Below are 23,649 nucleotides of genomic sequence, written 5' to 3'. Positions count from 1 at the left end.
AGCATCTTAATAGGATAGAGAATATTCAAATAGAAAATTGGATTACTTTTTAAAATAGCAGGAGGACAGATTATGGACCCAATGAAATACATAGTACCCGGCAGAAAACGTCTCCCTTACGGCATGATGAACTTTGCGGATATTCGCCTCGACAATTATTATTATGTGGATAAAACCCGCTTCATCCCCATGATAGAGGAGGCGGACCGCTTCTTCTTCTTCATCCGCCCCCGCCGCTTCGGCAAGAGCTTGACGCTGAACCTACTGCAACATTACTACGACGTGCGAACCCGCGACCAGTTTGAGGCACTCTTTGGTGACCTCTACATCGGGCAGCATCCCACACCGGACCGCAACAGCTATCTGGTGCTATACCTCAACTTCTCCGGCATCACCGGCGAGTTGAACAATTACCGCAAAGGACTGGATGCGCATTGCCAAATCTGTTTCGACTTCTTCTGTGAGGTGTATGCCGACCTTCTGCCGCAAGGCACTAAAAAAAAGTTGGACGCAATAGAAGGAGCTGTCAACCAGTTCGACTTCCTTTATCATGAGTGCGAGCGTGCCGGGCGGGATATGTATCTCTTCATCGACGAGTACGACCACTTCACCAACGCCATCCTCGCCGACCCCGAAAGCCTGCACCGCTATACCAACGAAACGCATGGCGAAGGTTACTTGCGTGCTTTCTTCAACAAAGTGAAAGCGGGAACTTACTCCAGCATCAAGCGTTGCTTCATCACCGGTGTAAGCCCCGTGACGATGGACGACCTCACCAGTGGATTCAACATCGGAACCAACTATTCCCTCACGCCGGAGTTCAACCAGATGATGGGATTCACGGAAGAGGAAGTGCGGGAAATGCTGACCTACTATTCAACCACCAGCCCCTTCAATCACACCGTTGACGAGTTGATAGAAATCATGAAGCCGTGGTATGACAACTATTGCTTCGCACAGGAGTGTTACGGTGAAACCACGATGTATAATTCAAACATGGTGCTCTACTTCGTTAAAAATTATATAATGCGTGGCAAGGCACCACAAAATATGGTGGAAGATAACATTCGCATCGACTACGAGAAACTGCGCATGCTCATTCGCAAGGACAAGGAGTTTGCCCACGATGCTTCCGTCATTCAGACGCTGGTGAGTCAGAGCTATATCACCGGTGAACTGAAGAGTGGCTTCCCCGCCTCCAGCATCACCAACCCCGACAACTTCGTGAGCTTGCTCTACTATTTCGGTATGCTCACCATCAGCGGAATGCATAGAGGAAAAACCAAACTGACCATCCCCAATCTGGTGGTTCAGGAGCAACTCTATACCTATCTTTTAAACACTTACAACGATGCAGACCTGAGTTTCAGCAGCTATGAAAAGAGTGAACTGGCAAGCCAACTCGCTTATGATGGCGACTGGCAAGCCTACTTCGGCTATATTGCCGACTGCCTGAAGACGTATGCCTCGCAACGCGATAAGCAGAAGGGCGAATTCTTTGTTCATGGCTTCACCCTTGCCATGACCGCGCAGAACCGCTTCTACCGCCCCGTCTCCGAACAGGACACGCAAGCGGGCTATGTCGATATCTTCCTCTGCCCGTTGCTGGACATCTACTCCGACATGACGCACAGTTATATCGTGGAGCTGAAATATGCCAAGTACAAAGACCCCGAAACCCTTGTGGAAAAACTCCGTCAGGAAGCCATCGCCCAAGCCAACCGCTACGCCGATACGGATACGGTGAAGCGTGCCATCGGCAACACCCAGTTGCACAAGATTGTGGTTGTATATAAAGGTATGGAAATGCGGGTGTGCGAAGAAGTTATTTAATCAGCCGTTATGGATCAGGTATCATTCCGAAATGAAGTATATAGCGTAGTCGCCTCCATCCCTTCGGGGCGCGTACTGACATACGGGCAAATCGCCTATCTTGTAGGCCGCCCCCAATGTTCCCGCATGGTGGGACAGGCTATGCACAATGCTTCCGAAGAGCGGAATCTCCCTTGTCACCGGGTGGTAAACAGCCAGGGACGACTGGCACCTTTCTGGCCGGAACAGCGCGAACTATTGGAAAAGGAAGGTGTCGCTTTCAGAAAAAACGGATGCGTCGACCTCAAGGCATGTGGCTGGGAAATCTTGAAAGAATCTATTTCTTAGCAAAGATATTGATAACCAATGAGCAGCTTGTCAGTAAAATACCTGTCCCTATCACTCCTGTCCAACCGAAATATTGCCACGAAGTTCCGGCAAGGAAAGTCCCCGTGGAACCTCCGATGAAGTAAGTAGTCATAAAAATCGTATTGATGCGGTTGGAGGCTTGCGGACAAAGGGCGAATGCACTTGTCTGGTTGCTAAGCTGAATGCATTGCATCCCTATATCTATCAATAATATACCGGCTATGATGCCTACATAGCTGTATTGCCCCACATACAGGGTGATCCATGCACTGATAATCAGCGTACAACCGATGTAAGTAAGCCGTTTCACTCCGAGAATGTGTATGTATTTGCCGATGGACGATGCCGTCAGTGCTCCGGTTATGCCACAAAGCCCCAACATACCTATGATATTGTTTCCCGCAAAGAAAGGCGCTTGCTCCATCTTAAAAGCCAGACAACTCCACATGGCGAGGAAGGAACCGAATGAAAAACCTGCACGTAGCGAAAAAATGCGTAGCTGGGGGTATTTCCTGACTAAGGAGAACAGGGATTTCATTAAGCCGAAGTATGTCCCCTGGAAGTTGGAAGGGAGGTCCGGAAGTATCCTGATGATGACGATGAGGCAGACAATCATCAGTCCGGCGGCAACGAAGTAGATGAAACGCCAGCCCATGTATTCGCCTACGATGCCGCTCACTACGCGCGAAGCCAGAATACCGGTCAGCAATCCCGAAAGGATGATGCCCACATTCTTCCCTTTGGTTTCGGGGGTGGAGTATTGCGCCGCAAGGGGCATGAACACTTGCGGAATGACGGAACATGCACCTGTCAGCAGGGAGGCAAAAAGTATCAGGTGGATGTTGGGAGCTAGGGCAATGGTGAGCAGGGAGACCACCAGCACGGAGATATTCACAAGGATGATGTTCCTCCGGCGGTATAAGTCGCCCAATGGAATGATGAAAAGCAATCCGAGCGCATAGCCTATCTGCGAGAACATGGCTATCAGATTGGCGGTGAACTCGCTGATGTTCAGATCGCGGCTGATACGGTTCAGTAAGGGTTGATTGTAGTATATATTAGCCACCGTTACTCCTGAAATGATGGCGAGTGTCCAAAGTAAGGACGACGGTATTCCCTGATTTTCCTTTAGTTCATGTTTCATGCCGCAAAGGTAACCATTTCATGAAAAACGAACGCATATATTATCAATGATTCATATAGAAAGGCATCAAGCGGTGATAGGCTTTCAGATATTTCTTCAATCTACTGATTTCTTTTTCCCCTATGCAGGGCATACGACGGACGTCCATATTATCCGTCAGATCGTGAATCTTAACGGCAATCGCGAGGGGATTGGTGGCGCATCTTCCGATGTATTCCTCGTAGTCTTCTTCATCGGATAGCTTGGTGACGCACCGCACGGCTTCGATGATTTCATCCGGGAAACCCTCTTTCTTCAGGTCTTCGCACGTCCATTCCGTGTCTTCCACTACATCGTGGAGAATGCCGACAATCTTTTCTTTCAGGTCACGTCCCATATTCATGACGCGGATGGGGTGGTGCAGGTACTCCTGTCCGTATTTATCTTTTTGTCCTTTATGAGCCTCGGTGGCGAGGGCGATGGCGTGAGAGAGAAGATGATTGTCCATAAGATTTTTTTTAGAAGTGTTCGATACAAAGTTACTGAAATCTGTTATTTAATATAGAGAGTCTTGTTATTTATTTATTCACCCAATAAAGGAAACAGATTATGAATATAGAACATTATCCCGAGAAAAAAGTTTTTCAGACAACGGTGGATGGGGAAACTGCCCGTCTGATGTATCATGTCACTGATGGTGCGCTGGATGTGCGCCATACGATTGTTCCCGATGAAATCAGCGGGAGAGGCATTGCCTCTGCTTTGGCAAAAGCGGCCTATGACTATGCTTTGGCTAATGGATTGACGCCGGTGGCAACCTGCTCTTATGCCGTGGTTTGGCTGGAAAGACATCCCGAATATAATGGAAAAACAGGAAAGGATTATGCCGGAGAAGGGACGTGTGCACTCTAAATTGATTTTGCTATCTTCGGATTTTTCTCTATCTTGCTTCCGTTTTTAATCATCATATAAAGAACAGATATGAAAAAATATATTGGAGCGCACGTGAGTGCAAGTGGTGGAGTGGAAATAGCTCCCGTTAATGCCCATGAGATAGGTGCGAATGCATTCGCCTTGTTCACAAAAAATCAACGGCAATGGGTAGCCAAACCGTTGACGGAGGAAAGCATCCGCGAGTTCAAGGGCAATTGTGAGAAATTCTCTTTTGATGCCCGCTATATCCTGCCTCATGATAGTTATCTGATCAATCTGGGGCATCCGGAAGAAGAAGGATTGGAGAAAAGCCGTGCCGCATTTCTGGATGAGATGCAACGTTGTGAGCAATTAGGTTTGCAACTCCTGAACTTTCATCCGGGAAGCCATCTCAATAAGATTTCGGTGGAGGAATGTCTGGATAAGGTTGCCGAGTCCATCAACATTACATTGAGCAAAACGAAAGGGGTAACGGCCGTTATTGAAAATACGGCAGGGCAGGGTAGCAATGTAGGTAATGAGTTTTGGCAATTGAAGCATATCATCGACCGGGTAGAAGATAAATCACGTGTAGGGGTATGCCTGGATACTTGCCACACCTATTCGGCAGGTTATGATATAGTAGGGGAATATGATAAAGTATTCCGTGAGTTCGACGAGGTAGTTGGCTTCAATTATTTGCGGGGCATTCACTTGAATGATACGAAGAAAGAGTTGGGTAGCCATGTAGACCGCCATGATAGCATCGGGAAAGGCTTGTTGGGAATTGATTTCTTCAAGCGTTTTATGAAAGACGAACGTTTCGATAACATGCCTGTCATTCTGGAAACACCGGATGAAACGCTCTGGGCGGAAGAAATAAAGTTGTTGCGTAGCTTTGAATAGCGTGTAGAATAATATAGATACGCGGACAACGCGGAATAAACGGACGAACACGGATTTTTCATTATGAACTAAAATCTGTGTTCGTCCGTTTATTCTGCGTTGTCCGCGTATCCTTTATTGATTCACCTTCACATTATCCCATTCAAACAATGAGATCACCGACTTATCGCAATCTCCATTCTTCGCCTTGATATTCAGATTCTCGAACTTGAAATTCGATAATTTGTATTGTTCGGATGCACTTACGTTGAAGAATACATCGCAATCGAAGTCAATATTACGCATCGTCACGTGGTCTGAGTAGGACATCGGAACATCCTTCCGGTCTTTGAGGTCAAAGAACTGTGTCCACGGCTTGACGTAGAGGAAGCTCTTGGCATTTCCTTTGATGTCTTCAACAAGAATATACTCGTAATTCTGAGGAGTGTCGGCACGCATTTTCAACCATAGCAAGCGGCTTGCCTGATTGATTGTGCAACGGCGGAGGATAATATTACGGTTATGAATAGACTCGCTACCACAAGTCAATGCACTATGGCAGAAACCGTACGTACAATCTTCTATAATAATATTAGTGTTGCTTCCGTTATTGGAATCCTTATCAGCCCACGGGCCTTTTCCACCTTTCAGGGCAATGGCATCATCGTTAACCGAGAGATAGCAATTCTTAACCAATACATTGCTACATACATCAATATCAATAGCGTCCGTGCTGGGAGCCTTGACCGGAGCCGCCGGAGAGAAGATGTATAAATTCAGCAATTTCACATTATTACATTTATAAATATGCGTTGTCCAGAACGGAGAATTGATGAGGCGTACTCCTGAAATCTGTACATCATCGCTATTGGAAACGTGCACCAGTCGTGGGCGCAACTCATCCATATTGGTACATTTAGGAATGACAGAACGGCGCAACCAGAAAGATTTCCAGTAGCGCAGACCGTTACCGTTGATTGTGCCTTTACCGGAGATGGTGAAACCGTTGACTTTGTCAGCATTCACCAGTGCGGCGAAATACTTCAGTGATTGCCCTTCTATGCGGGTATTGATAATGGGGAAATTGCTGATGTCATCGCTACCTTTCAGTACGGCTCCTTCTTCCAGATAAAGATGGGTTTTCGGTTTGAAGAAAAGCGCACCGCTCAGGTAAGTACCTTTCGGGATGATGACCACGCCACCACCTTTGGATGAAGCCTGGTCGATGACTGCCTGTATCTTTTCTGTTTGGAGCAGAGTGCTGTCATTCACAACGCTATAGTCTGTAATCTTGTACTTTCCACCCAGTGTTTCAATGTTTACGATTTCGTTTTGTCTGAACCAGTCCGGAATAGGAGTTCCGTCAGGAAAATTCTCTTGTGCGAAAGAGGACAGACAGAATAGTAAACTACATGCTAAAATTACGAATTTCATGGTTTTAATCATTAGTTGGTTAATAGTGTTTGATTGGATAGATTTATCCGTTTGCAAAAATAATCAATATAATCCGGATATGATGGGTGTGAAAAGGCTCAATTCCTAAGCTATTTGTCAGTTTATATAGGCTTTTTGACCCTTAGTTGTTTTGAGGAAAGAGACTCTTATCTTTAACTACTTTCTGAGCGGCTATGAATCAAACGGACTATCTCAATTCCCCTCCTCCTGGGAGGAGGGGTGCCCAAAGGGCGGGGTGGTAGGTGAGAAAAGAAATTTCTTAATGTTCTTATTTATAGGTACTTTGTTGTTTTACCTACCACCTCCCCCTACGGGTACTCCTCCTCCCGGGAGGAGGAGAATGGAGATAGTACTGATTATCATTTGCCTCATTTCTGCACAAGTTTGAACTAAAAAACAGGGTAGTGGTGTATATTGTTTACAAATGATGTATGTTCCTAAAATAGTCGTATACTGAACCTAATTCAGTCGTATAGTGAATGCCATTCAGTCGTATACTCAATAGGGTTCAGTCGTATACTGAATAGGGCGTGGTTTAATAATATTGATAATCAGAAAGTTATAAAAGTTTGTGCTGTTGTTGATAAATTCAGACAAATGAATGAAATCCAATTATAACTATTTATTTTATATAGCTATGTAAATTTTATTACAAATATAACTGATTGCGAAAACACTCGTTACCTTATCCCTATTCACTCGTTACCTCATCCTATTTCAGTCGTTACTTCATTGCCATTCACTCGTATCTTCATTATACCCCTCTTCTTCTCTATTGATAATCAAATAGTAGGATTCTTATCTTAAAACAGTAAAATATGTTTGTGATTAATCGGAAGGAAGATGTGTAGACTGGAAGAAATAATAGTCAGAAGTCAGCCTTTTCCGTGATACGGATAATCCGTCCGTCGGCGGGATGGGTAAATTCGATGGACTCGGCATGCAGGTAGAGGCGTTTATCCTTTCTCCCGTAAAGCTCGTCACCTATGATGGGACAATGCAGACCTAACGGATGTGCGGCATGCACACGGAGCTGATGAGTGCGCCCTGTATGCGGATGAAAAGCTATGCGTGTGCATTTGTCCCTCCGCTCAAGAACCTGATAATGAGTGATGGCGGGTTTGCCATACTCCATGTTCACCACCTGCCGGGGACGATCCAGCGGATCCGGGCAAATGGGAAGCTCGATGGTTCCCTCGTCTTGGGGAATGATGCCATCGAGCAGGGCTATATACTTCTTTCGGATGCTATGATTCTTGAACTGGGCTTGCAGGTGTTGATGCACCTTTTTATTCTTGGCAACGATTAAAAGTCCCGATGTAGCCATGTCCAGCCGGTGCACAATCATCGGCCCGTCGGCTTCCGGATAGAGTTGCCTTGCCAGACTATATACGGACTCCTTTTCACCCTTACCGGGCACGGAGAGCATTCCGGAAGGCTTGTTGACTACCAATAACCATTCGTCTTCATAGACTATTTTTAATTTCCCGTAGCCCTGTTCTGGAAGTCGTAGCATAGGATTTTCTTCTACTTCCAGCCCTTGAAGCATGTGTTGCAAGATAGGCTCGCACTTACCTTTACAAGCGGGATAATAATAACCATGATGGCGGATTTCGGCTTTGGGAGAGTTGCCCCACCAGAACTCTGCCATAGCAATGGGTTTCCAGCCATGCAGATAGGCTTGTTGCAACAATTTAGGGGCTGCACATTCTCCGGCACCGGCGGGAGGAGTTTTGTGCACGGTTTGGCTGAATATATCACACAAGGTTTTCATCTCCTTCCGGTAGTTCAACATTCTGAATTGCCCGAATAATTGTTGTTGCAGGGCGGCGGAACGGCTTTTGCGTTCCACCTTCAACTCTTGAATTTGTTCTTCCCGGTTATTGATTTCCACTTGCAAAGCGGCTATCTTTTCTTTCCAGGAACGTTCCAGCCGTTTGTATTCCGCTTTTTGAAATTGGCTTTCGCGTATCAGGGCGGCTTCTTCTTCGGTTGTGAACCCGTTTTCCTTTCTACGCAATTCTCTTTTCTCTTTCGCTTCTTTTAATTGTTGTTTGGCTATGTCCAGTGCTTCTCGGGCTTGTTGGTGAGTCCGGGTGAGTTCGGACAACAAAGAAGTGTATCCCTTGTCCTCTTCCAAATGCTTGATGCGCCGGTTGATGGCGGATATATTTTCCTCTTCGACTTTGAAGAAGCCTTGCGGTTGCAACAAGTCATATACGGGCGGAACGAAATAGGAGTGTTGGTTCTTCCCCGCCAATATGCCCGAAAACGCCGCCAGGTAACCAATTTCCCCATTTCCGGTCTGCACCACCAGCACTCCGAACATCTTCCCCCGACTTAGTTCTTCTTTCCATTCATGTTGCCGGTTGAGATAGTGTTGCACCTCTTCCGCCGCCATCACGCATAATGGATGGGGAGTGTAGCAGAAAGGATAAGTAAACCTTTCCGGAAGTGGAATATCTGTTATGGAAGTCTTGAAACGGTGCAACATGATGGCGCAAAGATACTCATTTCTTATAATAAGCGTATCATGGCACCGTTCGTTTTGACCACCTATTTCAGCTTCTTTTTGAAATCCAGCATCTTCAATGTGTCGTCAATGTCTTCCGCCGTATGGATATTTACCGTCATTGGCGTCAGCTTGCCACTGGACTTTTGCTGATAAAAGTTTGTTTTGATGCTTTCGGTGATATCTAATCCGTCTATCGCTTCGAGATGCCTTTCCATGAAGAAGCAGGAAGTGGTACAATAGCCGTCGTATATTTGTAACCATCCCAGGTTCTTCTTTTTGAATAGCATCTTACCCATCCAGGCCTTTCCGTCATTGTAGTAATTCCATTCGATGCGGACATCGGTGGCGGTCAATTCATCGCGCAATCTGGCAAATGCCGGGTAGCTGTTCTTCAATACGTTTTCCAGTACTTCATCGGTGGGAAACACCTCTTTGTCTTTTAAGATTAATGCGTTCATAGTTCTATGATTATATTTGTTATCCGACGGAGAAAAACTCCTCACTTTCATTATGATAGGGCAGGGTGAAGGTGAACCGGCTTCCCTTTCCAGCCTCGGAGCTAACGGAGATTCTTCCACCCAGCTTCTCTGCTATAACCATACTTATGGAAAGCCCCAGACCGGTGCCTTGAACAAATTCGTCCTGCTTGTAGAAACGTTCGAATATCATCCGTTGTTCTTCTTTCGGAATGCCTTTTCCGCTATCTTCCACATAGATGGAGATTTTGTATTCCGAGAAATCAATTTCATATCCCAATTTGATATACCCTGATTGGGTGAATTTGGCGGCATTATTCAGGAAGTTGGTAATAATTTGACTTAACCGGTTCACATCCGTATGGATGAAGAAGGTGGCATCAGGCACTTCCTTTATGAATTCAATCTCCTTGGGTATCAATAGGGAATGAGTCATGTACATATTATCAATCCAACTATTCAGATTGCAAGTTGAAAAGGAGAAAGCCATTTTGCCAGACTCGATACGGGATAATTCCAATATGTCGTTTATGAGTTTTAGAAGAAGTTCACAATTGCTATTGATGGTATTTATAAAGTCCGCCTTCTCGTCATCGGACAAGTCGTCTTCACTGACCAGTAGGTTGGAGAAACCTACGATTGCATTGAGCGGTGTGCGTATTTCATGACTCATATTGGCAAGGAATGATTGTTTAAGCTCTGCTTCTATCGCCAGGTCTTTGGCCTTCATTAACTCTTCTTCTTTATCTTTGAAGTGCTGTATATTGGTAATCAGACCTATGATGGAGGCGGATTCTGACATTGTTTCCGTAGGATTGGCATAGCGTAGTTCATACCAGATGTAACCTTTACCATTAAAGTTATATCGGCATTGAGTATGTGTTTTGGAGTCCGGCTGGGTTTTTATGCGGTAGAAAGTAGCCAGGACGTCTGTCCGGTCTTCCGGGTGTATGGCTTCTGTCATTTCTTGTAAAGTGAAAGTTCGGAAAGGCATGTCCAGATGCTCAAAGAACTCTTTATCACATGAGAAAGTATTTGTGGATTCCACATATTTCCAGGTATAGATATCGCTTTTTTCGAGTAATAATGATAGCAATTCCTTTTCCCTGATTGATTCTCTTTGGGTGGCACGTTTCCGTTTGGACTCCCTGAAATAGAGGAACAACGGATATAGGATGAAAAAACAAATGGCGGAAGCGATCAGAAGTTTTTCCGCACTGATTTCCAATTTCGGGATATTGTTCGTCGGCACTTTTTGCGCATGCATTTTGGTGAATAGAACAAAGAGAATTAAAATGACGGATACCCTTTTGAGTACCCAATATCGTTTTTTCATAGAGTCATTTTTTTTGAGCTATATTATTTGTCATAAAAACACGTACGTATGTCCGTTACCAGTGGAGATCTTAAAGAAAATCCCATTCGCAAAGTTACACGATTATTTTGAAATCCCACACAAATGGATAAAAATGTGAGAATTAACTTCAATTGTTTCGTAACACTGAATTTATGATGTCTTAAAAAAAGACTGTATGTATGTAAATCTTATTTTCCCTTTTATAGACTTATTCTTGATATTCCGGATTTGTCAGGTAATAGCATTGATGGTCGTATACATGTCCGTCATAAGTCACTTCGGCCTGATGAAGCGTACCCTCATGCACAAAGCCCTGGCGTTTCAATACTTGTTGAGAGCGCTCGTTATGGGGGTAACAGTTAGCGGTGATAAGACTTAGTTTTAGCGTGCCGAAACCGTAGTTTAGTACCGCTTTTACCGCCTCCGTCATATAGCCTTTTCCCCATTGAGCCTCGTCGAGCCAATATCCCAGCATACGTACTTGCGGGTTTTCGCGTCTGGGGTCGGCGATGATGCCGATGGAGCCAATCAATTGCTCGTTGTCTTTCAGGGTAATGGCCCATACCCCTTTCTGGGATAAGAATACGGAACGAAGTACTTCCCGTGATTCCTCCAGGCTTGCGTGAGGTTGCCAACCCGCATTGTTTCCTATGTTGGGGTTTCGGCAACAGGCAAAGAGAGCCTCTGCATCGCTCTCCACGAAGGGCCGTAGTAGCAACCGTTCCGTTTCAATTGGGGCGTCGGGTTCTTCCGAAGTTTCTTCTTTCCGATAGACACATTCTACGCGGTTACCGTCAGGATCAAGAATGACGCTTTCGAAATAACCATCGCCTGAAGTGCGCGGTTCTCCGGCTATGGTATAACCGTCTGCCCGGAGTTGTTCCGTAGTCTTGAGCACATCTTCTTTGCTTTGAAAGGCAAGGGCGAAGTGGGTGAGACCTAACCTGTTTTCTTCTATCAGAGTGTTTTGCACGTCCGTGCGGCTCATTAATTCTAATGACGGACCTTCATCAAAGTAGATGAAGTATGATTCGAAACCCTTCTTGGGATTGATGTATTTTTCGTTGCTTTTTCCGCTAAAATACCGGATATAGAAGTTCCTTAATTCTTCCAGGCGGAAGGTCCAGATGGCGATGTGATGTACTCTCATGATTCCTTTTTCATGCAAATATAGTGATAATTCCCTGTAAAATCGTACCTTTGTGCCGTAATAAAAAGAAATGATGACATTTAAACAGATGAATATTTCGGAGCCGGTGTGCCGTGCGCTCCTCGAAAAAAACTATTCTACCCCTACACTAATCCAAGAACAAGCTATACCCGAAGCCCTGACCGGCCGTGATTTGTTGGGACTGGCGCAAACCGGAACCGGCAAAACCGCCGCTTTCGCCGTACCCATCATCGAGCAATTGCTTGCCGCCCCTGTGCCCCAACGCAAAGGTGCCCCGCGTAGCATCCGTGCGCTTATCCTGACTCCAACCCGGGAGTTGGCGATTCAGATTGATGAATCGTTGGCGGACTATACACGCTATACGACCTTGCGCCACACGGTTATCTTCGGCGGAGTGAAACAAAAGTCGCAAACCGATGAACTTCGTGCCGGGACGGACATCCTGACGGCTACTCCCGGACGTTTGCTCGACCTGATGTCGCAAGGCTTTATCCGCCTCGACGATGTTCGCCACTTTGTTCTTGATGAGGCCGACCGTATGCTCGACATGGGATTTATCCATGACGTCAAACGCCTCTTGCCCAAGCTCCCGCCCAAGAAGCAAACCCTTTTCTTCTCGGCCACCATGCCCGATAGCATCGACCGTCTTGCCAAGAGTTTGTTGCACAATCCGGCGCGTGTGGAAGTAACTCCGGCATCCAGTGTTGTGGAGATTATCAGCCAGTCCGTCTACCGGGTAGAAAAACCTCAGAAGAAAGAATTGTTGGCTCAATTGTTGCTCGGAGAGGCAGGCCATCAGGTGCTGGTTTTCTCCCGTACCAAGCATGGGGCGGATAACATTGCCCGCTACCTGTCTCGTCGTGGCATTGCTTGCGAAAGTATACATGGAGACAAGTCACAGAATGCCCGCCAACGTGCGTTGAGCAACTTTAAGGAAGGGCGCTCCAATGTGATTATTGCTACGGATATTGCTGCCCGGGGCATCGATATAAAAGGTCTGGACCTGGTTCTCAATTTTGATTTGCCCGACGTTCCGGAGACCTACGTGCACCGTATCGGACGTACGGGACGTGCGGGTTGCGAAGGACGTGCCATTGCTTTTTGCTCAAGCGAAGAAGCCCCCATGCTACGTGAGATAGAGAAACTTACGGGTATAAAGCTGGTGCAACAAAAGCACAATTTGCCTTCTTTGGGAGAGCCTGCCGCTTCTCCTACTACTTCTTCTACCCAAAACGTTGCATCGAAATCGCAAGGCCGCACTCAGGGAGGAAAATCTCAGAATAATAGGAGGCGGGAGGACAGAAAGAGACCGGTCGAACCAACCGGAAGCACTCAAAAGGCGGTGGTATCTGCCGAAAAGCCCAAGCGGAATAATAACCGTCCCGAAAGACCTCGACCTGTCCAGCAATCCGGGCAAAAGAAGTCGGGTTCCGGGAAGCCGGAGCCGTCACCCAAAAGTCCGGCAAAGTTGCGTTCGCGTTACGAAAACTATGATTGAAAGTTGTATATGCTTTTGATGTACTTGTAAAATAAAATAGTTTTCCCTTTATCTTGCTTTGTGTGAAAAGGAAAATATTTAATATTTAAAAACTTGATGAAAATTCTCTATTGTCTTTAAAAGTTTGTATATTAGCGGCTTGAATGCTTGGAGGAAAAAACGAGAATTCGTTCCGAGTAGTCTAAACTTAAGGAACTAAAGACTATATGACCAAAAGCAAGGAAAGTTTAAGTGTATTTCTACTTCAGTTTTTAGAACGGTTGAATGGCCATGAATCTATTGAAAGGAAAATCACGAAGTCGTTGATAGACATTTGTAATTACTATGGATTCAAGAAAGGGTTTGTTTATCAAACGGATGGCTTCCGCTATTTCTTTTTGAAGGAAACCATTGGAAATGAAGACAATATTCTGAGGTCTCGTTTTGAAATGGGAGAGATGACTACACAACATTCTGGTCGTATAGAGGCTAAAAAGAGACCTTTCTATGCCAGTAAGGGTGAGAATATTTCTTTATCTGATATTGATATTTTGGATTTTTATGGAGTGGATTCTTTGTTAATCAGGCAATTTGAAGATTCCGAAGGCAAGATTATCGGATTTATCGGGTTTGCGGATAGGGAAGAAGTCTCGATACCTTTCGCCGAAGACGAGCTCCAGATGATTCATCTGATATTGGGCTCGCTCTCCAAGGAAATAGCGGTCAGGGAATATAAGGAAAGAGAAGTGCGGGCAAGCAACACGCTGGGTAGCATTATGAACAATATGGGAGTGGATATTTATGTGAACTCTTTCGATTCTCATGACATGCTATATGCCAATGCATCTATGGCCGCCCCGTATGGCGGCATCAGGCATTTCGAAGGGAAGAAGTGCTGGCAAGCCCTCTACACCGATAAAACGGGCGAGTGTGAGTTCTGTCCTAAAAGACACCTGATTGATGAAAGCGGTCAGCCCACCAGGGTTTACTCCTGGGACTATCAACGCCCGTTTGACAAATGCTGGTTTCGCGTGTTTAGTGCTGCATTCCCCTGGATAGACGGACAGATGGCGCACGTCATCACCAGTGTCGACATCGACCATCAGAAAAAGATAGAAGAAGAATTAAGGATAGCCAAGGAGAAGGCGGAGAATCTGGACCGCCTGAAGTCGGCTTTCCTGGCCAATATGAGTCATGAAATCCGTACTCCGTTGAATGCGATTGTCGGTTTTGCAAGTATGCTCGTTGAGGAGGAGGATAAAGAAGAACGTCAGGGGTATATTGAAATCATGCAGGAGAACACAGAGTTGCTCTTGCAATTGATATCCGATATTCTGGATTTGTCGAAGATAGAGGCGGGGACGCTTGACTTTAATATGGGGTATCTGAACATCAAAGACTTTTGTGAAGACATACTTCGCGGTTATGAAATCAAGGAAGATAAGCCCGTGCCCGTATTGCTGGCTTCTAATTTGCCCGATTATCGTATTTATACAGATAAGAAGCGTTTGATGCAGGTTGTCACCAACTTTATCAATAACGCCCTTAAGTTTACGAGCGAAGGGCAAATCACTCTCGAGTATCACTTTAAGGAGGATACCAATGAGATAGAATTCTCCGTAACAGATACGGGTATCGGCATCGCTCCGGATGCGGTGGGGCAGGTGTTCGACCGCTTTGTGAAACTTAATACTTTTTCCAAAGGCACCGGTCTGGGATTGTCCATCTGCCGGAGTATTATCGAGCATCTTGGCGGCACTATCGGGCTTGAGTCTGAGGTAGGCGTCGGTAGCCGTTTCTGGTTTACGCATCCTTGTGCCGAGTCGGCATAATCAAAACTATTATTCATGAACTAAAAAATTAGTAGACCAATGAAGAACAAAACATGGAAATATTGGGTTGTTGCATCAATTGCATTGTTGCTGGTAGGTTGTGGCGGCGGTGCAAAGAAACAAACTAATGAGGAAGCAAGTATGGATAGTATAACTATGACATGTGACGGTTTGAAAACCCTACAACTGGATGGAGTGAAGGTCACTTGGATACAGGATAATGCAAAAGAACGTCTTATGGAGAGGACGCTTTTCGCCGATGCCAGTGATGCACTGATAGATAGCTTGAAGTTGGCGGATGGGATACCTTCGTCCATGAGCACTTTTCTGGTAGAAACGGATGGTGTCCGGATTTTGTTTGATACGGGAATGGGAGCGCCGGATAGCCGCTTATTGCCTGGGCTTGCCTCTTTGGGCATGAATCCGGCTGACATCAAGTACCTGTATCTCACCCACTTTCACGGCGACCACATCGGAGGGATGATGAAGGGAGATAGCATTGTCTTCCCTAATGCCGAGGTGTATGCATCGAAAGCGGAGTATGATGCCTGGCTCAAGATGCCTTCCGATAGGAATGCGCAAGTGGTGAAGACCATGAACGCTTATAAGGACCGTTTGCACCTGTTTGAATTTGGTGAAACCTTGCCGGGGAATGTGGTTACCATGAATGCGGAAGGGCACACTCCCGGCCATACGGTTTATCAGGCGGGCAAGCTATTGGTGATAGCCGATTTGATTCACGGAGCCGCTCTTCAATTGGAACATCCCGAAATCTGTGCCTCCTACGATATGGATAAGGATGCGGCGGTGAAGTCGCGTAAACACTTCCTCCGGTATGCCAAGGAAAATGGATTGACAATGGCGGGAATGCATTTGCCGCCTCCGGGGTTTAAATAGTACTTTCCGGATGGGACGTGATAGGGGGTGTTTCTTCACTCCCTTTTGACTTTTCCTCCGTTTTCGGGCGCTTGGCAGGGGAGGGCTTCTTCCCGTATTTGCGTTCTTTTTCCCAAGCGGCTTTTCTTGCTTCGTATGCTTCGTATTGCTTTTCTAAATAGTTGTCGGCCATGATTTTATTGTTTTAATGAGAGATTGTTCATCGTTGGGTGGGCAATGAAAACTCTTGCCAGTCATATTCCTCTCCGTTTTCGTCGGCTACGGCAATGCGGAAGATGACTTCTCCCGTCTTTATCCGTTCTCCGGCGCTGATGTTGGCGGTGTATTTCACGCCTTCGCGGGGAGCGATTTGTTCTATCATGACGGATGGCGAGATATAGATGTGCTTCATGCCCGTGACTTCCGCCACTACCGGCACCGCGTTGAAAGCGGTCCTGTTTCCCTCGTTCATAATTTCGAAGATGACTTTGCAATTCTCACCCGCATTGATTACGTGGTCGCGGCTATCGTCAATGAAACGTATATTGCGTATCTTCAGGTTGTTGATGGCGGAGGGGCGCGCTTCCGGTCGGGGATTATAGGTGGGCTGGGTTCTCTCTACCCGGTAGCTGTATTCTTCCGTTTGTTTGGGGGCGGTGGCGGCATTGGCAATGGCGGCTCCGGCAATGGTTCCCACAATGGTGCCGATGGCAGAGCCACGGTAACCTCCTCTCCATCCTCGGTTGTTTTCGCCTATCAGTCCGCCGATGGCGCCTCCTACATTGCCTCCGATGGCGGCTCCCGCCAATACGGCGCCCGGGTCACCCGCCGCCATGCGGTTGGTGCTACATCCGCTACACAATATGGCTAATGCCAATATTCCTATAAAATGCATGCTAACCAGTTTCTTCATATCAAAATCCTATTTAGTATGTATATGCGCATTAGAACTCTGTAAAGGTATGGATAAAATTTTGTTTGCTGAAATGCGGCTTCTGTTTTTATTGTTCACTTTGGCTGGAAAAGGTGGTTTTATTGAACAAAAGTTTTTTAGAATATTGTGGGATTGGAGGATATAGTCTATTTTTACGGGAAATAAAAATGTAAGGACAATGAGTACTTTTCGTTCCATAGAAGAATTAGTGAAGAGTCTTGAACGCGAGAAAGAACTACTGAAAGAAATGTTTGCCAAGCGGAAGTCGCTTTCGTTTCGCTATGATTATGCGCTTGAGATGACAGAGTATAAAGAAGAGCGTATCCGTTATCTGATAGACTACGGTGTAATACGTGACACGGGTGACTTTCTTGAAATGGAAGATCTCTATCTGAAGTTCTTTGAAGACGTGTTGGAAGTGAATGAAGAAATCAACGTGTCTTTTGTACAGGACTATCTTACCCGCCTCAATGAAAATATAGATTATTACCTGAAAGAGAGTAATGAAAAGCGCAAGTATAATTATCAACGCGAAGTGAAACGCTGCCTGAAAAACATTGCCCTTACCACTGTCCGCAATGTAATGGACCTGAAAAGGAACATGGATAATACTTATAAGAATGAACCCAACTACCAAATAAAAAAGGCGAAGTTGATGAGGTTAAGTGAAAAACTTAAGAACATCTCTTTGCTGATAACTAAAAGTGAGGAGCTGATTGATAACCAGCAACCGGTCTTTTTCCGCGTAGCCATGGATGTGCAAATGCGGAATGTGGTGAGCGACGTCAAGCTGCAATTGAACGATTCTTATCATAATCTGCTCGAAATTCACCGGCAGATTGTCCATTACCTGAACCTGATAGACTATCAGAACCGTATCTTTGAAAAGATAAGGAAACTGAAGTATCTGAAAGACCAGTTCCTGTTGGAAGAGAACACGACTATCCGGCAAGTTGTTTCGCAACGTCATCCGTTATGGATGGAACCTCAGACGAACTACCGCATAAAATTGTCGATAGATTATCTGCGAACTTCGGATGAGGCTTTTCAAGCCGTCAGGAAGTTGGCAGCACAGCAAAAGAACAGGAAGTATGGTCCGAAAAATCTGGCTGAAGCTATCCCCGAAGGGTATCTGGATAATCAGTCGCAACGGATTGACGCAGTAAACTTGCGAGAAGTGTACAACGCTTTTACGGCCTCCGGGATGCATCTGTTTGGTTTCGTGATGAACTATCGCTTCCGCAAGGAAGTACCTCGCGGAGATAAACTGATTTATTTTTGTCAATTGGCTTCCCAATATGCTGATGAACTCAATTTTACGGAAAGCTATGAGTGCTCGGGCAATGTGGAATATCCTTTGATTTACGCCAAATAAAACTTTTTGAATATGAAATATACTGAAGAGATTTTCAATATACTTAGTAAAGGAGGGTTTATTTCCTCGAACAGTATTTCCACTCAGGTGAAGCGTTATTATGATGCTATTGAAGAAGACTTACCCGATTATTACGAATACTATCAGGGAATCGGACTTTATCTGGAAGGGGGAGACGGTTACTATCACTTTACGCGCAAAGAGGCGAAAGTGGATTTGGAGCGCAAATTGGAGGCTGCCTTGAAATGGATTGATTATATGAGTTTCTTGAAAACCTATCATTCGGTTTTCGGTCCCGGATTCCTGTTTCGTGCGGCTGATATTGAAATTCAGATCGGTTGTGATATGGAGTTGAAGGAGAAAGCTTCCAAACTGTTCTCCGACAAAAAGAAGCATGAGGAAGTAGTGGCTAAACTGATTAATGAACTGGAAAAGATGGGATTTATAGAAAAAGAAAATGAAGTGGACGGGACATACAAAGTGTTGACTGCTTTTCATTATATGGAAGAATTGATTGACTGTATCACTATATCGGAGGAGGTGCAAGATGAGATACCTGAATAAGATTATTTTTCTAAACAGTGCCCATATTCCTTATGCAGAGGTGAAACTGGATGGCAATGTACATTTCATTGGTACGCAGGGAGTGGGGAAGAGTACATTGCTCCGTGCTTTGTTGTTTTTCTACAATGCCGATAAACTTAAGCTCGGCATCCCCAAGGAGAAGAAGAGTTTTGATGCATTCTACTTCCCATATTCCAATTCTTACATCATCTATGAAGTGATGCGTGAGAATGGAGCCTACTGTGTGGTGGCTGCCAAATCGCAGGGGAGAGTGGCTTTCCGTTTTGTAGATGCTTCGTTTGAGAGGGATTGGTTCATCAATGAACATAATGAGGTGTATCCGGAGTGGGGGCGTATCCGCGAACGTATCGGTGGAAAACGCCAGATTACCTCGCAAATCACCGTCTACGAGATGTATCGTGACATTATCTTCGGCAACAACCGTAAGCAGGACATGACTCCTTACCGGAAATTCGCCATCGTGGAAAGTGCCAAGTACCAGAATATTCCGCGTACCATACAGAACGTCTTCCTCAACTCTAAGCTGGATGCCGATTTTATAAAAGATACCATTATCCGTTCCATGACTGATGAAGAGGTTTTTGTTGACTTGAGTTTTTATCGAAGCCAGATTAAAGAGTTTGAGCAGGAGTATAATGACGTGATGCTCTGGTTTACCAAAAACAAGAATGGCGAGATTCCCGTGCGGAAGATAGCGGATAAAGTGATAAATTCGTATCGTGACCTGATTTATTCCCACAAACAGATAGATGAGGAGCGTGCCGAGTTGAACTATGCAGAGAAACGGGCGTTGCAGGAAATCCCTCATATCAGAGAGAAAATAAATAAAACGGAGGTTGAGCGTGAGCGGTCTATCCGGCTGATTGATGAATTGAGAGAGAAATATAATAAGGAAAGAGATACTCTGGTTAGTGGCAAAGGTGGCATTGAGACGTTGTTGAAGCAGGTGCATGAAAAACGACTCCATTATGAGCAAATCAACATAGAGGAAATCATAAAGCGGGTGGCACAGGAGGGATTACAAAACGGAGAATTGGCACGTATCTCGACCATGAAGGAAGAACTGACACGGGCCTATCAGGATGTGCTGTCCAAATACAGTTCGTTGTTTAAGAATCTGGATGCCGATTTGAGTTTGTTCGAAAATAATAAGCAGACTCAGATTCTTGAAAAAAGATCATCTGTTGCCGAACGTCAGGAGAAAGCTATGGCACAATCTCGCGCTGAAGAGGATAAAGTGCGGACGGCGTCTGAGGAAAAGCTGCAAACGGTGGAGCAACGATTGGCGCAACTGCGTGGCGAGGAGATGCAGATGAAATTGAAGCAGCAGAAAATGCTTCATGAAGAACACTATAAGAAAGAAATTTCAGATTGTGAAGCTGGCATTGATGAATTGTGCAGAAGGGATAAGGAGCTGGATTTGCAGATACGCCGGCAGCAAATGGATATCGGTCAACGGAGGAATGAATGTGAGCTAAAACGCAAAGAACTGGAGATGGCGGCTCAGAGAAGCATGGATGCAGTGCGTAGGGAAAAGGCGGATGTTGAAGGACAGTTGCAGGCACTGGACGCATTGATAGAGAAGCGGAAAGGTTCTTTTTGCGATTGGCTGGAACAGCATAATCCCGGTTGGCAAGAAACGATAGGCAAGGTGGCGGATGAGGAGTCGGTGTTGTACAATCATGAATTGAATCCCCGTTTGACGGATGATGCCGGGACTTTATTCGGCGTTTCATTGAACTTGTCGGCCATTGATCGAAGCATCCGTACTCCCGAAGAGATGAAACAAGAGCGGGCAGCGAAGCAGATCGTTTATCAAGAACATTGCAACCGACTGACACGATTGGCCGAGGAATTGAATGAAAATATAAGTCTCCTGGAGAAGAAGTACTCCAAACAAATTAGGGAAATGGCCGAGCAACAACATCTGATGGAAGCTGAGCGGGGGCAAATTCCTTATAAGCTAAAGAATCTGCAAGCGGATCATGTCACTTGGAAAACGAAGGAAGAAGAGTGGAAAAGAGTACAGATGGAAGAATTTCAGGCTAGTCTGAATGAGATTGCTCATCGGTTCTATCTGGCGGATGAAGAGAAGAAGAAATATCTGTCTGAGCGTGAGAAACAGTTGAAGGCTTGTCAGAAGAACTATAAAGATGCTAAGACAGAGCTTCAGCTTGAATTGGACCGTTATGTTAACGAAGTTCGGCAGGAGATGAATCGTCATAAGCAATTGATTGAAGATCAGAAGAGAGAACTCCGGCAGGCACAGGATGCTGAACTGAATGGCAAGGGAGCTGATGTGGCAACCATTCGTAAATATGATGAGAGGTTGGCAGAGATCAGGGAAGAATTGAGGTATATCAGCGAGCATCGCAATCAGGTGGCTTATTATGAAAAGGATAAGCAAGAACTCTTTGATAAAGAACCTGCCATGCGTAGTCGGAAGAAAGAATATGAGGCCAAACTTTCGGCTTTGGACGAGCGGTTTGCACTACGACGGGAGAAACAACAAAACGGGCTGAAAGAAATAAATAGTGCGCTGGAAAAGCTAAAGCAGGAATTGCAAATGCTGGAAACCGGATTAGCAGAAGCAGATGCCTTTTTGAATGATGAAACTTTTTGTCCGGCCGGAGCGATGGAAGTGGGAGAGAAGCCTACCAGGAAAAACTGTGATACTCTTGTGAAGGAACTTAAGTCGCTCATAGTCTCTTTTATCAGAAAGACGGAAGATTTCAAGAAAGCCGTGATGCAATTCAAAGGTTATTTTTCTGCGAAGAATACATTTCATTTTCGTACTGAACTGATTGGCGAACAGGATTACTATGACTTTGCTTCAAACTTATGCGAGTTTGTAGATAATGATAAAATTTCTGATTATCAGAAGCATATCAGTGGACGATACACTGATATCATCCGGCGTATATCGAAGGAGGTGGGAGACTTGACCCGGAATGAGAGTGAAATTCGTAAAACCATTGGTGATATCAACGATGATTTTATAGAGCGGAACTTTGCCGGGGTGATAAGGGAAATATCTCTCCGTCCCTTGCCAAGTAGTGACAAGCTGATGCAGTTGTTACTGGAGATAAAGAAATTCAGTGATGAGAACCAAAATAATATGGGAGAAGCGGATTTATTCTCGCAGGCTTCCCGTGAAGATGTCAATGCGACAGCGGTACGTTATCTGTTGTCGTTCATGAAACATTTATTGGACGATCCGGGCAGAAAACAATTGGCTTTGGCGGATACTTTCAAACTGGAGTTTCGGGTTAAGGAGAATGATAATGATACGGGATGGGTGGAAAAGATTGCCAACGTGGGTTCTGATGGAACGGATATTCTGGTGAAGGCTATGGTAAATATTATGCTTATCAATGTGTTCAAAGAAAAGGCATCCCGTAAATTCGGTGACTTCAAGATACACTGCATGATGGATGAGATAGGTAAATTGCATCCCAACAACGTGAAAGGAATTCTGGACTTTGCCAATTGCCGGAATATCCTGTTGGTGAACAGTTCGCCTACTACGTATAATGTGGAGGATTATAAATATACTTATTTATTGAATAAAGATGGGCATTCTAATACGCAGGTGGTGCCTTTGCTAAAATATAGTAAGGCATGAGAAATGGAAAAGAATATGTCATGACCGTGGCTGCGGCGCGTAAAGTTGCGCGGATGTTGAACGGTGAATCGGTGGGGTATTCCTCGTTTCCTGCATCACTGGCAGAAGAACTATTGGAAGAAGGTGTTTTGGTGCAAAGTTCTTATGGGAGGCGTGGCAGTTATCGGATATGTGATGTGGAAGGATGTCGCACTTTTCTGGCCCAACGTTATTCCATAAGCGGGAGTTTGGAGGAGTGGATTGAGATGATGTCTCGTCAGGAGGCGGTATCTCGTGCGGAGCAGGTGGCGATGGCAGGCAATTCTAAAGTTCGGAAAACTCGTGGGTTTAAAGGGTTTCTCGTAAATAGTTATAGTCCGATAGAGGCAACTTTGTGTGAGGAGCCGTTAGTGATTGAGCCTGTGCAGGGTACTTCTATTTTTATAGAAGATTATGAGCACTTTCGAATTCCCGATGATGTGGTTGTGGTAGGAATGGAAAATGGAGAGAATTTTCAGCGGATTCGTGGGCAGCAATATTTATTTGATGACTTGAAAGTTCTTTTTGTGTCCCGTTACCCTCAATCAACAGATTTGCGTACTTGGTTGCAGATGATTCCTAATCGTTATATTCATTTTGGTGACTTTGACCTGGCAGGGATTGACATTTTTCAGAGAGAGTTTTACGCTTTTCTGAGAGAACGTTCTGAGTTTTTTATCCCGGCAGATGTAGAGGAACGGCTGAAGAATGGTAATCGTAAGCTTTATGATGTGCAGTATGCCCGGTATAAATTTATGGATATTATGGATGAACGATTGTTGCCTCTTGTTGAGATGATCCATAGATATGGGAAGGGATATGAGCAAGAGGGGTATATAATCGGGTAACGAG

20 protein-coding genes are annotated in these 23,649 nt (G+C 45.2%); 11 read left to right on the top strand and 9 right to left on the bottom strand.

All coding sequences use genetic code 11. The features are described 5' to 3' along the window. Positions 1-72 precede the first annotated feature (72 nt). Together BWI44_RS07420 and BWI44_RS07415 are read left to right on the top strand one after the other, a co-directional pair. Entirely contained in the window at positions 73-1,833 is a 1,761-nt protein-coding gene (locus tag BWI44_RS07420) for an AAA family ATPase (protein ID WP_138292010.1), read from the top strand. Between the two features lie 9 nt (positions 1,834-1,842). Then, on the top strand, positions 1,843-2,160 hold the full coding sequence (locus tag BWI44_RS07415) for an MGMT family protein (protein WP_009128808.1): 318 nt from the start codon (positions 1,843-1,845) through the stop codon (positions 2,158-2,160). Here the strand turns inward: BWI44_RS07415 and BWI44_RS07410 are convergent. Together BWI44_RS07410 and BWI44_RS07405 are read right to left on the bottom strand one after the other, a co-directional pair. After that, positions 2,150-3,325: an MFS transporter gene (locus BWI44_RS07410; protein WP_195209871.1), complete on the bottom strand. Its 1,176-nt coding sequence runs from the start codon at positions 3,323-3,325 to the stop codon at positions 2,150-2,152. The genes BWI44_RS07415 and BWI44_RS07410 overlap by 11 nt on opposite strands. Positions 3,326-3,368: 43 nt before the next feature. Further along, entirely contained in the window at positions 3,369-3,812 is a 444-nt protein-coding gene (locus BWI44_RS07405; RefSeq protein ID WP_009128806.1) for an HD domain-containing protein, read from the bottom strand. A 101-nt stretch (positions 3,813-3,913) separates the two neighbouring features. Between BWI44_RS07405 and BWI44_RS07400 the strand changes: the two genes are divergently transcribed. Further along, positions 3,914-4,216 carry a GNAT family N-acetyltransferase gene (locus tag BWI44_RS07400; RefSeq protein ID WP_195209870.1) on the top strand — a complete coding sequence of 101 codons (303 nt, stop codon included), beginning with the start codon at positions 3,914-3,916 and terminating at the stop codon, positions 4,214-4,216. A gap of 69 nt (positions 4,217-4,285) precedes the next feature. After that, positions 4,286-5,122, top strand: a complete 837-nt coding sequence (gene nfo / locus BWI44_RS07395; protein WP_007665986.1) for a deoxyribonuclease IV — start codon at positions 4,286-4,288, stop codon at positions 5,120-5,122. 114 nt (positions 5,123-5,236) lie between these two features. Here nfo and BWI44_RS07390 read toward each other — a convergent pair whose 3' ends face one another. From BWI44_RS07390 to BWI44_RS07370, 5 genes are all read right to left on the bottom strand, one after another. After that, positions 5,237-6,535 (bottom strand): rhamnogalacturonidase, encoded by a 1,299-nt coding sequence (locus BWI44_RS07390; protein WP_195209869.1) that lies wholly within the window; start codon positions 6,533-6,535, stop codon positions 5,237-5,239. Between the two features lie 889 nt (positions 6,536-7,424). Then, positions 7,425-9,050, bottom strand: coding sequence for an RluA family pseudouridine synthase (locus tag BWI44_RS07385; RefSeq protein ID WP_195209868.1), 1,626 nt, complete (start codon positions 9,048-9,050; stop codon positions 7,425-7,427). Between the two features lie 62 nt (positions 9,051-9,112). Continuing rightward, a complete protein-coding gene (locus tag BWI44_RS07380) occupies positions 9,113-9,529 on the bottom strand; it encodes a DUF3788 family protein (RefSeq protein ID WP_138292018.1) in 417 nt (138 codons plus the stop codon). A 19-nt stretch (positions 9,530-9,548) separates the two neighbouring features. Next, positions 9,549-10,883, bottom strand: coding sequence for a sensor histidine kinase (locus BWI44_RS07375; protein ID WP_195209867.1), 1,335 nt, complete (start codon positions 10,881-10,883; stop codon positions 9,549-9,551). A 229-nt stretch (positions 10,884-11,112) separates the two neighbouring features. Continuing rightward, positions 11,113-12,054: a VOC family protein gene (locus BWI44_RS07370; protein ID WP_195209866.1), complete on the bottom strand. Its 942-nt coding sequence runs from the start codon at positions 12,052-12,054 to the stop codon at positions 11,113-11,115. Between the two features lie 73 nt (positions 12,055-12,127). On the opposite strand from BWI44_RS07370, the gene BWI44_RS07365 reads away from it, so the two are divergent. The 3 genes from BWI44_RS07365 to BWI44_RS07355 all read left to right on the top strand — a co-directional run bounded on the left by BWI44_RS07365 (position 12,128) and on the right by BWI44_RS07355 (position 16,281). After that, the gene (locus BWI44_RS07365) at positions 12,128-13,573 is read left to right on the top strand and encodes a DEAD/DEAH box helicase (RefSeq protein ID WP_195209900.1); all 1,446 of its coding nucleotides are present in this window, start codon (positions 12,128-12,130) and stop codon (positions 13,571-13,573) included. 206 nt (positions 13,574-13,779) lie between these two features. After that, complete coding sequence (locus tag BWI44_RS07360; protein ID WP_195209865.1) at positions 13,780-15,384, top strand: sensor histidine kinase; 1,605 nt, start codon at positions 13,780-13,782, stop codon at positions 15,382-15,384. 39 nt (positions 15,385-15,423) lie between these two features. Next, positions 15,424-16,281, top strand: a complete 858-nt coding sequence (locus BWI44_RS07355; protein WP_195209864.1) for an MBL fold metallo-hydrolase — start codon at positions 15,424-15,426, stop codon at positions 16,279-16,281. On the opposite strand, the gene BWI44_RS07350 is transcribed toward BWI44_RS07355, so the two are convergent. Both BWI44_RS07350 and BWI44_RS07345 read right to left on the bottom strand, forming a co-directional pair. Next, positions 16,274-16,453 (bottom strand): hypothetical protein, encoded by a 180-nt coding sequence (locus BWI44_RS07350; protein WP_007665972.1) that lies wholly within the window; start codon positions 16,451-16,453, stop codon positions 16,274-16,276. The genes BWI44_RS07355 and BWI44_RS07350 overlap by 8 nt on opposite strands. Positions 16,454-16,480: 27 nt before the next feature. Further along, positions 16,481-17,173 (bottom strand): COG1361 family protein, encoded by a 693-nt coding sequence (locus BWI44_RS07345; protein WP_195209863.1) that lies wholly within the window; start codon positions 17,171-17,173, stop codon positions 16,481-16,483. Positions 17,174-17,372: 199 nt separating this feature from the next. Between BWI44_RS07345 and BWI44_RS07340 the strand changes: the two genes are divergently transcribed. From BWI44_RS07340 to BWI44_RS07325, 4 genes are read left to right on the top strand one after another with little or no spacing between them, the layout of a single operon-like run. Next, on the top strand, positions 17,373-18,569 hold the full coding sequence (locus BWI44_RS07340) for a hypothetical protein (RefSeq protein WP_195209862.1): 1,197 nt from the start codon (positions 17,373-17,375) through the stop codon (positions 18,567-18,569). 12 nt (positions 18,570-18,581) lie between these two features. Next, positions 18,582-19,133 carry a condensin complex protein MksE gene (locus tag BWI44_RS07335; RefSeq protein ID WP_195209861.1) on the top strand — a complete coding sequence of 184 codons (552 nt, stop codon included), beginning with the start codon at positions 18,582-18,584 and terminating at the stop codon, positions 19,131-19,133. Beyond that, positions 19,117-22,779 carry an ATP-binding protein gene (locus BWI44_RS07330; RefSeq protein WP_195209860.1) on the top strand — a complete coding sequence of 1,221 codons (3,663 nt, stop codon included), beginning with the start codon at positions 19,117-19,119 and terminating at the stop codon, positions 22,777-22,779. Before BWI44_RS07335 ends, BWI44_RS07330 begins: the two co-directional genes overlap by 17 nt. Then, a complete protein-coding gene (locus tag BWI44_RS07325) occupies positions 22,776-23,645 on the top strand; it encodes a hypothetical protein (protein ID WP_044532400.1) in 870 nt (289 codons plus the stop codon). Before BWI44_RS07330 ends, BWI44_RS07325 begins: the two co-directional genes overlap by 4 nt. Positions 23,646-23,649: the final 4 nt, after the last annotated feature.

The sequence above is a fragment of the Bacteroides sp. Phil13 genome (assembly GCF_001940965.1).
Lineage (GTDB): Bacteria > Bacteroidota > Bacteroidia > Bacteroidales > Bacteroidaceae > Bacteroides > Bacteroides intestinalis.
Note: the sequence above shows the minus strand (reverse complement) of the source record. Positions and strands in the feature narration are given on the sequence as shown.